This window comes from Sulfitobacter marinus, from assembly GCF_900116285.1.
Taxonomy (GTDB): Bacteria; Pseudomonadota; Alphaproteobacteria; order Rhodobacterales; family Rhodobacteraceae; genus Sulfitobacter; species Sulfitobacter marinus.
On record NZ_FPAJ01000001.1, the window covers coordinates 401885 to 414855 of the forward strand.

General features: G+C 57.8%; 13 protein-coding genes. 5 read left to right on the top strand and 8 right to left on the bottom strand.

The genetic code is table 11. The features are described from left to right. Positions 1–38 precede the first annotated feature (38 nt). From BM347_RS01975 to BM347_RS01995, 5 genes are all read right to left on the bottom strand, one after another. Entirely contained in the window at positions 39–794 is a 756-nt protein-coding gene (locus tag BM347_RS01975) for an ABC transporter ATP-binding protein (RefSeq protein WP_093914734.1), read from the bottom strand. A 43-nt stretch (positions 795–837) separates the two neighbouring features. Continuing rightward, the gene (locus BM347_RS01980; protein WP_093914735.1) at positions 838–1602 is read right to left on the bottom strand and encodes an ABC transporter ATP-binding protein; all 765 of its coding nucleotides are present in this window, start codon (positions 1600–1602) and stop codon (positions 838–840) included. Positions 1603–1614: 12 nt separating this feature from the next. Next, on the bottom strand, positions 1615–2817 hold the full coding sequence (locus tag BM347_RS01985) for a branched-chain amino acid ABC transporter permease (protein ID WP_093914736.1): 1203 nt from the start codon (positions 2815–2817) through the stop codon (positions 1615–1617). Positions 2818–2820: 3 nt separating this feature from the next. Beyond that, positions 2821–3852 (bottom strand): branched-chain amino acid ABC transporter permease, encoded by a 1032-nt coding sequence (locus BM347_RS01990; RefSeq protein WP_093914737.1) that lies wholly within the window; start codon positions 3850–3852, stop codon positions 2821–2823. A 127-nt stretch (positions 3853–3979) separates the two neighbouring features. Next, a complete protein-coding gene (locus BM347_RS01995) occupies positions 3980–5344 on the bottom strand; it encodes a substrate-binding protein (protein WP_093914738.1) in 1365 nt (454 codons plus the stop codon). 230 nt (positions 5345–5574) lie between these two features. On the opposite strand from BM347_RS01995, the gene BM347_RS02000 reads away from it, so the two are divergent. From BM347_RS02000 to BM347_RS02020, 5 genes are all read left to right on the top strand, one after another. Then, positions 5575–6873, top strand: coding sequence for a helix-turn-helix transcriptional regulator (locus tag BM347_RS02000; RefSeq protein WP_093914739.1), 1299 nt, complete (start codon positions 5575–5577; stop codon positions 6871–6873). A gap of 119 nt (positions 6874–6992) precedes the next feature. Further along, entirely contained in the window at positions 6993–7376 is a 384-nt protein-coding gene (locus BM347_RS02005; protein ID WP_093914740.1) for a response regulator transcription factor, read from the top strand. Further along, entirely contained in the window at positions 7373–7645 is a 273-nt protein-coding gene (locus tag BM347_RS02010) for a hypothetical protein (protein WP_093914741.1), read from the top strand. Before BM347_RS02005 ends, BM347_RS02010 begins: the two co-directional genes overlap by 4 nt. Next, positions 7645–10371 carry a sensor histidine kinase gene (locus tag BM347_RS02015; RefSeq protein ID WP_093914742.1) on the top strand — a complete coding sequence of 909 codons (2727 nt, stop codon included), beginning with the start codon at positions 7645–7647 and terminating at the stop codon, positions 10369–10371. Before BM347_RS02010 ends, BM347_RS02015 begins: the two co-directional genes overlap by 1 nt. 65 nt (positions 10372–10436) lie before the next feature. Continuing rightward, positions 10437–11588: a FliM/FliN family flagellar motor switch protein gene (locus BM347_RS02020; protein ID WP_139226439.1), complete on the top strand. Its 1152-nt coding sequence runs from the start codon at positions 10437–10439 to the stop codon at positions 11586–11588. Positions 11589–11596: 8 nt separating this feature from the next. On the opposite strand, the gene BM347_RS02025 is transcribed toward BM347_RS02020, so the two are convergent. The 3 genes from BM347_RS02025 to BM347_RS02035 are packed head-to-tail and all read right to left on the bottom strand — an operon-like array spanning position 11597 to position 12895. Continuing rightward, the gene (locus tag BM347_RS02025; protein ID WP_093914744.1) at positions 11597–12022 is read right to left on the bottom strand and encodes a protein tyrosine phosphatase family protein; all 426 of its coding nucleotides are present in this window, start codon (positions 12020–12022) and stop codon (positions 11597–11599) included. An 8-nt stretch (positions 12023–12030) separates the two neighbouring features. Then, positions 12031–12462 carry a DUF6691 family protein gene (locus tag BM347_RS02030; protein ID WP_093914745.1) on the bottom strand — a complete coding sequence of 144 codons (432 nt, stop codon included), beginning with the start codon at positions 12460–12462 and terminating at the stop codon, positions 12031–12033. A gap of 1 nt (position 12463) precedes the next feature. Then, a complete protein-coding gene (locus tag BM347_RS02035) occupies positions 12464–12895 on the bottom strand; it encodes a YeeE/YedE family protein (RefSeq protein ID WP_093914746.1) in 432 nt (143 codons plus the stop codon). Positions 12896–12971 lie beyond the last annotated feature (76 nt).

Genomic DNA, 12971 nt, shown 5'->3' on the forward strand with positions numbered 1-12971 from the left:
ATTTTTGAAAAATCCCGCGCCCCCCGCTGCTGTTGGTTTTAGATGGCGAGGTATTCCGCGCGCAGTTCGGCGTTGTTCAACACCTCTTCGGCGGTGCCGTCAAATACGACGCTGCCCGTGTCCATAATCACGGCACGGTCCGCAAGTTTCAGGGCACGCACGGCGTTTTGTTCAACCAGAATGGTGGTAATCCCTTGGGATTTGATCAAGGCCAGCGTCTTTTCAATCTCGTCCACGATCACAGGGGCCAGACCCTCATAGGGTTCATCCAGCAGCAACACCTTGATGTCACGGGCCAGGGCGCGGGCGATGGCCAGCATCTGCTGCTCGCCCCCTGACAAGGTCACACCTTCTTGTTTGCGGCGTTCTTTGAGGCGGGGGAACAGTTCGTATATGCGGTCCAGCGACCAGCCGATGGGCGGGGCGATCTGGGCAAGCTGCAGGTTCTCCTCGACCGTTAGTCCCGCGATGATACGGCGGTCTTCGGGAACCAGGGCCATTCCGGAGGCAGAGGCCTCGTGGCTGGCCATTTTGTGCAATGGCTGATGGTCCAACCAGACTTCGCCCTTGCGCAATTCGGGGTCACCGATCTGCGCAAGTGTCCGCAGGGTAGAGGTTTTTCCCGCCCCGTTGCGGCCCAGCAGGGCCAAAATTTCGCCCTCGTGCACGTTAAAGCTGACGCCTTGCACGATATAGCTTTCGCCATAGTAGGCGTGGATATCCCACACCGACAGATAGGCGGGGGCCGTCGAGGCGTGGTTGGCGTTTTTGGAAAAATCGGGGGTGGTGTTCATAGCTTTATCCTTACGAGAGGTGCGGGGGCGGCCCCGCCCTTCATCATGCAGCGACCTGGGTTTCGCCCAGATACGCTTCGCGGACCTTGGGGTGGCCTTTGATGTTATCGGGTGTGTCTTCGACCAAGGGGGTGCCTTGGGCCAGTACCGTGATCCGCTCGGCCAGTGAGAACACCACATGCATGTCATGTTCGATGATGGCGATGGTGATGTCGCGTTCCTCTTTGATTTGCTTGAGCAGATCAATGGTGTTGTTGGTGTCGGCGCGCGCCATGCCGGCGGTCGGTTCGTCCAGCAGCAAAAGCCGAGGGTCTTGGGCCAGACACATTGCGATCTCAAGCCGGCGTTTGTCACCGCGCGACATGGCCGCCGCATGCATGTGACGTTTGTCGGCCAGCTTCATCTCAACCAGCATTTCTTCGGCCTTGTCCATGACATCGCGTTGGCTGCCGACCGAGCTGTAGCCGTTCATCGCAAACGCGCCGTCACGTTTGGCAAAGCAGGGGATCAGCATGTTTTCCTGCACGCTGAGATCGTCAAAAATCTCGGGGGTTTGGAAAACGCGCGAAATGCCCATCTGGTTGATTTCATAGGGTTTACGCCCCAGCACAGATTGCCCGTCGAACATGACCGAACCGGTGTCCGGGATCAGTTTGCCAACCAGAACATTCAGCAGCGTGGACTTGCCTGCGCCGTTCGGCCCGATGATGGCATGCACTGTTTTCTCAGCCACATTGAGGTTCACATTCCCGAGGGCTTGCAGACCGCCAAAGCGCTTGTTGACGTTTTTGATTTCAAGAATATTCATCGCGTCCGCTCCTTATTCTGCAGGTGTTGTTGTGGTGCCGTCAGGCGATTTAGGATCCGCCTTCTTGCGTTTAAACAAGTTGCCGATGCGTTGACCGCCTTCGACCAAACCGCCGGGCAGAAAGATCACGACCAGCATGAACAGCAGGCCCAATGTCAGGTGCCAGCCTTTGCCCACAAAGGGGTGGATGATCGTGACCATAAAGTTTTCGATGCCGTCGGGCATGAAGGAAAACCAGCCATGCAGAACGTTGTCGTTGATCTTGGAGACGATGTTTTCCATGTACTTGATGAAACCCGCACCCAGGATCGGCCCGATAAGCGTACCTGCACCGCCAAGGATCGTCATCAACACGACCTCGCCCGAGGCTGTCCAGAACATGCGTTCCGCGCCCACTTGGGTGTCCATCGCCACCAACAGCCCACCCGCAAGACCAGCATACATGCCCGAGATCACAAAGGCCGCCAGCGTATAGGGTTTGGAGTTGAGGCCGGTATAGTTCATCCGCTGCTGGTTTGACTTCACAGCGCGCAGCATCATGCCAAGCGGCGACCGGAAGATGCGGATCGACAGGTAAAAGGCGACCAGCATGATGGCAGCGGCGATGTAATAGCCCGCGTTAAAGGTAAACACCCAGTCGCCCAATTGCAGCTGTGTGCTGGCCTTCATGTCGAGGCCAAACAGATTGGCACGCGGCGACTGACCGGCGGGCAGGGCCCCGTCCAGAATACGTGGATCGGTATGCTTGGGCTGAAGCCCGGTTTCACCACCGGTGATTGGCGTCAGAACCGAATAAGCCAGCGCATAGGACATTTGTGCAAAGGCCAAGGTCAGGATCGAGAAATAGATGCCCGAGCGGCGCAATGAAATCCACCCCACCAGCAGCGAGAACAAGCCCGCCACCAACACCGATACCATGATCGCAGGGATCACATTCATCGTCAGCAGCTTCATCATCCAGATTGCGGCATAGGATCCGACACCCAGAAAGGCCGCGTGACCAAAGCTGAGATAGCCGGTCAGGCCGAACAGAATGTTAAAGCCGATGGCAAAGATGCCAAAGATTACCAGACGTTGCATCAAGTCAGGATAGCCCCCGTTGAACTGCGCCATGGCAGACCCTTCGGGAAAGGGATTCAGGATGAAGGGGGCGAAGAGGCACAGCAGTGCCACAACAAAGAGGAGGCCCGCGTCTCTTTTTGATAGTCCAAACATGGTTTATTCCTCCATCACGCCTTTGCGGCCCATCAGACCACGGGGACGCGTAAGCAAAATGATGATTGCAACAAGGTAGATGATGATCTGGTTGATGCCTGGGATCAGCTCTAGGATAGCCGACATCGAGGCAAAGCTTTCGAGGATACCAAGTAAGAAGCCCGCCAGCACAGCACCGGGCAGAGAGCCCATGCCGCCGACAACGACCACAACAAAGCTAAGCACCAGAAAATCCATACCCATATGATAATTGGGCGAATTGATCGGCGCGTACATCACACCTGCCAGACCGGCCACGGCCGCAGCGATACCGAACATGATGGTGAACCGTTTATCGATGTTGATGCCCAGCAGGCCAACAGTTTCGCGGTCTGCCATACCGGCGCGCACGACCATCCCGAAGGTGGTGAATTGCAAGAAGGCGAACACGGCGCCGATGATCACAGCGGCAAAGCCAAAATAGACCAAGCGCCAGTAGGGATAGATGATAGTGTTGGGATCAAAGCCCAGCATCGCGCCGAAATCAAACGAACCGGCGAATACCGCAGGGGCAGGCGTCGGGATCGGATTGGCACCGTAGAAGAATTTGATGACTTCTTGCAGCACGATCGCAAGGCCGAATGTCACCAGAATTTGGTCCGCATGCGGGCGCTTGTAGAAATGCTTGATCAGCCCACGCTCCATGATAAAGCCGATGGCGATCATGACCGGGACCGCAAAGAGGATCGACAGCGGGACGGCCCAATCAATGATCGCGTCACCTGTGGTTTGCCCAACGAATTCATGGATATACGGCACATCGACTTTCATCGGGTTGCCCAGAAAATCCTTGCGCGTGTCGTCGATAATGGTGTGGCTGAGGGTTAGAAGCTTGCTAAAGGTCACGGCACAGAAGGCCCCGATCATGAACAATGCACCGTGGGCAAAGTTGACCACGCCCAAGGTGCCGAAAATCAGGGTCAGGCCCAAGGCAATCAGCGCATAGGCGGACCCCTTGTCTAGACCGTTCAATATTTGAAGAAGAATTGCGTCCATGGTCTATCCCATCTGTCACACGTATTGCGCGCCCGAAATCGGGCGAGGTCGCTGTCGGTTGGTACTGTTGTTTTTTGTGGTGCTGCGGGGCAGGCGGCGTGGCCCGCCCCGCAAGTTTTTGGTGCGATTATGCGCCAGCGTTACATGAACCCAGGCTACCGCCTGCGAACTGTTCGTGATCGGGTGCATATGTCACCTGATCGGCTGGCGTAACTTCTACGATTTCCACCAGATCGTATTCGTTTTCTGGGTTTTCTTTACCCTTCACAACGACAACGTCCTTAAAGCACTGGTGGTCATCCGCGCGGTACAATGTTGGACCGTTGCCCATACCGTCGAATTCAAAGCCTTCCAACGCTTCGACAACCGCACATGGGTTGAACGAACCGGCGCGTGTAACCGCGTCAGCATAAAGCATGGTCTGCACATAGCATGTGTGCGCGGCCTGCGATGGTGGGAAGCCGTATTTGGTGCCGAACGACTGAACAAAGGCGTTTGTACCAGAATAGCGCGAACCCAATTGGTCTTCGAGCTTCCAGTCCCAGTTTTGCGAACCAAGAATGCCTTTGATGTTGGCACCCGCACCGCGGGCCATCAGCTCGGAGTAGAGCGGCACAACGATTTCGAACTTCTTGCCGTTCACCATCTTGTCGCGCAGGCCGAACTGAACCGCGTTGGTCAACGAGTTCACCATGTTCCCGCCGTAGTGGTTCAGAACCAGAACGTCGGCACCGGATTGCAGAACAGGCGCAATATAGGCTGAGAAGTCGGTTTGCGTCAGCGGTGTTTTAACCGCGTTCACAGTTTCCCAACCAAAGGCTTCGGTCGAGGAACGAACGGCTTCTTCTGTGGTGTAACCCCAGTTGTAGTCGGCGGTCAGGTGATAGGCCTTGCGGTCTTTGCCGTATTCATTGGCAAGGATCGGCGCGAGGGCGGCACCGGACATGTAGGAGTTAAAGAAGTGGCGGAAACCGTTGGCCCGCTTGTCTTTACCCGTCGTGTCGTTGGCGTGGGTCAGACCCGCCATAAAGATAACGCCGGCCTCTTGGCACAGCGCCTGAACGGCCACAGCCACACCGGAGGACGAACCGCCGGAGATCATGACGGCGCCGTCTTTTTCGATCATCGACTTTGCAGAAGCGCGCGCCGCGTCAGATTTTGTTTGCGTGTCGCCGGTTACATACTCGACTTTCTTGCCCAGGATGCCCGTGCCGTTCAGCGCTTTGGAGCTGAAGGTTTGCATCATGCCGCCGTCGCCGCCACCGTTCAGGTGCTCGACAGCCAGCTCGAATGCACGCAGCTCGTCTGCGCCTTCGTCCGCGTAGGGACCGGACTGTGGTACGTTAAAGCCCAGCGTGACCGTGTCGCCTTGTGGGGCGTTGGTATATCCGGCATGCGATGCCGCGCTTAGATACGTCGGCAGCGCAAGGCCAGCACCGGCTGCGGCGCTCGTCTTGATCAGACCACGACGTGTCAAATTAGAAAATGACATATAATTCCTCCCAATTGTTGAAACCGCGTCATGAATATTTTTTCATGTACACAATGCACAAAGGTGCAAAGACGATATGAGGGGAATATTGAAAACCGATCAATAACCCCCTTGATAAAAACGGTTATTCTGTAAATATATTCGCAAAGAAGTGACGGAGTTTGTAAATTTCATGATGTTGCATCGCAGAAAGCCGTTGGAATCGCGCAGTAAAATGGGGGCGGGTAATCTTGTCACGTGAGGCGCTGACCGGCAGCCGCATTCGAGAGCGGCGCATCATGGCCGGGCATAAGCAGGCCGACCTTGCGGCGATTGTTGGCATCTCGGCAAGCTACCTCAATCTGATCGAGCATAACCGACGCAGAATCGGCGGCAAGTTGCTGTTGAACATTGCCTCTGCACTTGGGGTTGAGCCGACCACCCTGACCGAAGGGGCAGAAGCCGCATTGATCGCAGCGCTGCGCGAGGCAGCTGACGATACCGGGTTGAGCGGGCCAGAGGTAGGGCGCGCGGATGAATTTGCCGGGCGGTTCCCCGGCTGGGCAGATGTCTTGGCCAATGCGCAACGCCGCATCGCAACCTTGGAACGCACGATCGAGGCATTGACCGATCGATTGGCCCATGATCCGCATCTTGCTGCCTCTATGCACGAACTTTTGACCACTGCGGCAGCCATCCGGTCCACGGCATCGATTTTGGCGGATACCAAAACGCTAGAGCCTGAATGGCGCGACCGTTTCCACATCAATATCGACCAAGACAGCAGGCGGCTGGCGGACAGCGCGCAGTCTTTGGTCGGATATCTAGAGGCCGACCCCGAAACCACGCCCGCTGCAAGCTCCCCCCAAGAAGAAGTGGAGGCGTTTCTGGCTGCGCACCGGTTTCAGTTTACCGTGCTTGAACAGGCCGGACAGGACGAAACGGCCATTCAAGATCTGGTCAACTCTGCGCCGGAGCTGAAAAGCGTGGCTGCCCGGCATATTGCGCGCACCGTATTGCAACAGGTGGCGGTGGATGCGGATGCCCTGCCGATTGAACGGATCAGGGATGTCATCGAAACCGTCGGCCGTGATCCCATGGCGCTTGCACAACATGTGCACCAGCCTGTGGGGCGGGTGCTGCGGCGGATGGCGGCGATGCCCGAGCTTGGGGCCGGATTGCTCGTGTGCGACAGGTCCGGCACTGTGATTTTCCGCAAATCCATCGAAGGTTTCATGGTGCCGCGTTTCGGTGCGGGCTGTCCCTTGTGGCCGCTGTTTGCCGTGCTTGGCAATCCCGGACTGGTGGTCAAGGAACGGGTGGAACAACTGGGGCGCGGCAATGCCGAATTTGAGTGTATCGCCGCCTGCGAGGTCCAATCGGTCCACAGCTATAATGCGCAGCCTTTGGTGCAATCGGTGATGTTGATTTTGCCCGCCCAAGGGCTGGCCACCGGACCGCGGCTTGAGGTGGGGGCCACCTGCCGGGTCTGTCCGCGCGGCAACTGCCCCGCGCGCCGCGAACCGTCCATCCTGAATGATGGTGTTTAATAGAAACGTTTGGCTCCAAACTGGTTTTGACAGTCCCTTCAATAAGGTGCATCCTTTGGTCCGGTGGCCGAGATCGCTTTTTAAGGGCGGCATGCACCACCACGGGAGGGGAAACACCGATGACAAAGCACGTCGTGCTCGTCGAGGATGAGACAAATATCGCAGAGGCAATCCGCTTTCTGCTGGGCCGCGAAGGCTGGCGGGTCGAGACATTGGCCAACGGGTCATCCGCCGTTGATGTGATCCGTACGGTCTGCCCCGATCTGGTGATGCTTGATGTGATGTTGCCGGGCAAAAGCGGTTTTGAAATCCTCAAGGAACTGCGGGCCGATCCGGCTTTTGCCGATCTGCCGATCCTGATGCTAACCGCGCGGGGGCAGGCCCGTGACCGCGAAATGGCCAAAGATGCCGGTGTCAGCCGCTTTATGACCAAGCCGTTTTCCAATGCGGAAATGCTTGAAGCGGTTCATTCCCTGACAGCGGCAACCCCCACCGCGTCATGAGCAACCGACCCGGATCGCCCCTGTTTCTGGCACGGCGCAGTTATCGGTTTCGCAGGCTAATGGACGCGGTGCGTTTGCTGCCGGTTCTTGCCCTCGCATTGTGGATGGTGCCGCTGTTATGGCCGGTGCCCGATACCGGCGCAGACCCCGAGATTACGACCTCGCACACGCTGCGCTACATATTCGGCGTTTGGCTCGGCATGATCTTGTTGGCGCTGTTTCTGTGGCGCCGCACCGCGCGCAAGATCGCCCAAGAAAACCAAAGCTGATGGTGTCGCTGAACCAACTGATTGCGGTGTGCCTGTTGTATGTGGTGGGCCTGTTTGCCGTCGCCTTTGCGGCAGAGCGCGCAGCGGTCAAGGGTCGCGGCGATTGGCTGTTGCGCTCGCCGCTGGTGTATACGTTGTCGCTGTCGATTTATTGCACCGGCTGGACGTTCTACGGGGCTGTTGGATATGCCGCCCGGTCGGGGCTGGAATATGTCACGATCTACCTTGGCCCCAGTCTTGTTCTGATCGGCTGGTGGTGGCTGCTGCGCCGCTTGGTACGCATTGGCCGCTCGCACCGTGTGACATCGGTCGCCGATCTCATTTCTTCGCGATATGGGAAATCCAACCTGCTGGCTATTTTGGTGACGGTCATGGCCGTGATTGGCGTGACACCATATATTGCCCTTCAATTGCAATCGGTTACGCTGTCCTTGTCAATTTTTGCCGCACCTTCAAATTTGGCGGGCGGTACGGCTGATCCGATCAACACGGCGCAGGCGGCGTTCTGGGTGGCCGTGGGGCTGGGGTTGTTTACGGTGCTGTTCGGCACGCGAAACCTGAACGTCAACGAACGCCACCACGGCGTGGTGATCGCCATCGCAGTCGAGGCAATTGTCAAGCTGCTTGCCCTGATCGCGGTGGGGGTGTTTGTGGTCTGGGGCCTTGCCGGTGGCCTGTCCGAAGCGATGGCGCAGATTGACCGTTCTGACATCGGGATATGGCAGGTGGATGGCGGACGCTGGGCCACATTAACCATGCTAGCGGCAGCGGCTTTGATCTGTTTGCCGCGGATGTTTCAGGTGCTGGTGGTCGAAAACGATGATGAACGTCATCTGCAAATCGCCAGTTGGGCCTTTCCGCTATATTTAATGATGATGAGCCTGTTCGTAGTGCCCATCGCCGTGGTCGGCCTTGATCTGCTGCCAGAGGGGTCAAACCCCGATCTGTTCGTTCTCAGCCTGCCGCTGAGCCAAGGCCAGAACAATCTGGCGATGCTGGCCTTTCTGGGCGGGTTTTCCTCTGCCACATCGATGGTGATCGTGGCGACCTTGGCGCTTTCAACGATGGTCAGCAACCATATCGTCATGCCGATCTGGCTGGCGTTCGGGCAGGGGACCGTGCAGCAATCGGGCGATGTGCGTCATGTGGTGATCTTGTCGCGGCGCTTTTCGATCCTGTTCATCATCGCGCTTGGATATTCCTATTATCGCGCCTCGGGGGGCAGCGGTGCATTGGCGGCGATTGGCACGATTTCCTTTGGCGGGGTGGCGCAGTTTTTGCCGGTCCTGCTGGGCGGCGTGTTCTGGCGCGGGGCTACGCGCACAGGGGCCGTGTTCGGGTTGTGCATCGGCTTTGCTCTTTGGATATTTACGATGCTCTTGCCCAGTTTTGGCCCCGGCGCGGCGCTGTCGGCCCAGACCTTTGAGCAAGGCCTGTGGGGGCTGTCGTGGCTGCGGCCCGAGGCCCTGTTCGGTGTCAGCGGGCTGGATCCCACCGTACATGCTGTGGTCTGGAGCCTGTCGTTGAATACGCTTGCCTTTATCCTGGGGTCACTGGTCAGCTTTCCGACCCCGATGGAGCGTTTGCAGGGCGCGCAATTCGTCAACATCTTTGATCATTCAAGCCCCGCACGCGGGTGGACCGCGTCCGAGGCGGGCACCGAAGACCTGATGATCATGGCGCAGCGTATTCTGGGCCCGAATGAGGCGCAGGCGTTCTTTCGTGCGCAGGCCCGATTGCAGGAAAAAGCCGAAGGATTGCCAGAGCCGACGCCGCGTTTCGTGCAAGCGTTGGAGCGCGAACTGGCTGCCTCTGTGGGGGCTGCAACAGCCCATGCTATGGTGGCGCAACTTGTTGGGGGCGCGTCTGTTTCTGTGCGTGATCTGCTGGCGGTCGCCGACGAATCCGCGCAGATGTTGGAATATTCCAGCCAGCTCGAGATCAAATCGCGCGAACTGTCCGACACGGCAGAAAAACTGCGCAGCGCCAATGACAAGCTGACCCAGCTTTCGCATCAAAAAGACAGCTTTCTGAGCCAGATCAGCCATGAATTACGCACACCCATGACCTCGATCCGGTCTTTCTCCGAGATTCTTCGCGATGCGCAGGCCTTGAGCGCCGAGGAAAAGACCCGTTATGCGTCGATTATCCATTCCGAGACCATCAGGTTGACGCGCCTGCTGGATGATCTGCTGGGGCTGTCGGTGCTTGAAAACGGTGCTGTCACGCTGAACCGGCAACGCGGGTCCTTGCGCGATGTGCTGGACCTTGCGATCACCACGGGCAAGGCTGCAAATGCCGGGCCGATCCAGATCATCCGGGATACCAAGAGCGAAGATGTCATTCTCGAGACCGATCTGGACCGGTTGGCGCAGGTATTCATCAACCTGATTACCAACGCGCAGAAATACTGTGTCGCCGATATGCCCGAACTGCGGATCAGTGTTACGCGTCACGATGGGTATGTCGCGGTTGATTTTGTGGATAACGGTGCGGGCATTGATCCGGCTTCGCAGGCGTTGATCTTTGAAAAATTTAGCCGTGTACCGGGGCAGGGCGGCGAAGGGGCCGGGCTTGGCCTGGCTATATGCCGTGAAATTATTACGAAGTTACAAGGGGATATCGTGTATCTACCAGGTGGTCCCGGTGCCGGTTTTCGCGTCACGCTGCCCATTGCGGTACCTGGCCGCACCCCCGACAATAATGAAGTTGAGGCGTCTGCATAAAGGTCATCTTTACGATTAACCGTTTAAACCTGCCTTAAAGGGGTCTGAGTGCGGCGGAGTATGCAGTGACAGAGCAGCAACAATCAGCGATGCGGCGAAAGACGCAGGCGGGACGGGTCATGTACCAGTCGCGCACTGTTTCCGTGCTCCGGGCGCTGCGGTTGAGCATGTCCAAGGTCGGCCAGGATCTTTTCGAATTACCGTTGGCGGTCTTGGGTGCCACGCAGGACGTCGTCGGCAATGATGCCTGCGCCGAAGTGTTTAACGAAGACCAGCTGATGGTTCTGTTGGATGGGCCGGGCGGTGCGCGCGGTGCTGCCATGGTGGATGCGGCCTTTGTCGGGGGGCTGATCCAGCAGCAGACGATGGGAGAGGTGCAGCCCTTCAATGCCGATGCCCCGGCGCGCATCATGACGTCCACCGATGCATCCCTGATCGAGCCGTTTCTGAACACGCTTTTGGAACGCGCTGCCCCCTTGCCCCAGACCGAAGATGAACGGCGGCTGATGGCTGGATTCAAGTTCGGGGCAAAGGCACAAGACCTACGTTTGCTGATGTTGGCGCTGGAGGCCGACGCCTATCATATTTTGCGCCTGACCCTTGATATGGCCCAAGGCAGCCGGCAGGGGGAACTGCTGTTTTGCCTGCCTGTCCCCAAGCCTCCGCCAAAGATCGCTGAACCTTCCTTTGAGGAAGACGATGACGTCGTTCCCGAGGAAGGCGATAAAACCCTTTGCGAGAATGTTTTGTCGCTGAAAGCCGATCTAATCGTGTCACTGACCCAGCTCCAACTGCCTATTCGGACTGTTGGGGCGTTGGAGGTTGGGCAGGTCCTTGAGTTGGGCCACGTCAGTTTTAGCAACGCGCAGGTCAGGACGATGGAAGGGCGGATTGTCGGCCATGGTGTACTGGGGCAGCGCGAAGGCATGCGCGCTGTGCGGGTCAAACACCGCAGTAAACAACGCGAGACTCCGCTGCGCCGATCATCGGATGCTGCTGCCTTGCGTGCCGAAGCGGCACAGGATGCCCAGTTTGACGATTTCTATAGCGTTCAGGATCTGCCTGCTCTGACAGGGCAAGGCGGCGATGGTGCGACTAAGTCCGACGCCGATATGGGTTTTGAAAATGCCCCGATGCCCGATCTGTCGGATTTACCGGGATTCGAGGACGAGGCCGACGGCACATCGGAGAAGATGGACCAACTTAATACGGGGTGATCCGTGCCTTATGCGTAGGGCGCGCTTAGGATGCCGCGCATGTGGGACAGATCATAGCCCCCCTTATGCGCGGCCTCGATCAGATCATCCGCTGGCACCTCGCCCGCATGGCCCAGTGCCCAAGCAATCGTCGACCGCGTTCCAGAGGCGCAATAGGCCAGAACGGTTTCATCCTCCAGACCGGCACCAATTGCGCGGTTGTTGGCAATAACGTCTGGCGTCATCGTTTGGTGGGTCAAAGGCTGGACCGCAAATTTGATCCCCGCCGCGTCGGCAGCCGCCTTGATCGCGGCGTGCTGGTGGCTTGGCGGTACCTCGGCATCCGGGCGATTGCAGAGGATCAAGGTAACGCCCGCCTCGCGGATCGCGGCCATGTCGGACGGATCAATCTGAGGCGAAGCAAAGAAGCGGGGGGTGATTTTGCGGATATCCATGAGGTGATTTAACCAGCTGCGGGTTTGCTGTCCAGCAATGTCGAAACTTTGGGGGCAATACGCATACCCACCAGCATGGCCGCGAAAAAGACCAACCCGCCAATACCGCCAAAACTAAGCGAGGCCATCGCCGGACCGGGGCAAAGACCGACCAACCCCCAACCCATACCGAACAAGATGGCGCCGACAATCAGACGGCGGTCGAACTTGGGCTCGGGGCGGGCAGGGAATGCGCCGCCAATCAGCGGTTTGCGGTTGCGCGTCATCGCCCATGCGACGGCCATCGGTATAATCGCACCGCCCATAACAAAGGCTAGCGTCGGATCCCAATTGCCAAGAAAATCAAGAAAACCCTGTACCCTAACGGTGTTGGTCATGTCAGCGAGATAAAGACCAATGCCAAACAAGGCACCGGAAACGACAGCAATCAAGTTCCGCATTTTACAGCCCTCCCATCATGGAGCGCAGGGCAACGACCATCACTGCGCCCGCAAAGATATAGACCAATGTCGCCACGATCCCGCGCGGTGACAGGCGCGAGATGCCACAAACGCCGTGGCCTGACGTACAGCCATTGCCGACCCGCGTGCCAATGCCGACCAACAGGCCCGCAATCACGATAAGCGCCCAGTTTTCTGTCAGGTTGGTTTCGGCGGGGCGGCCGGAAAAGTAAATCAACACGGCAGGTGCGATGATCAGTGCCGCGATAAAGCTGACCCTCTCGGCCCAAAGGCTACGGCCGGTTCCGTCAACAAGCCCGCCAACGATACCGCTCGCCCCCATGATGCGCCCGTTGCCCAGCAGGTAAACCGCGCCGGCGCAGCCAATAATCAGGCCGCCAATCAGCCCCCAAATCCATTCGATTTCAATCATGTCATTCCCGTTCACACATAAGGAGGGGCCGCGTTAGCGACCCGTGGTAACAGAATACATAAAGATTATTGAATGT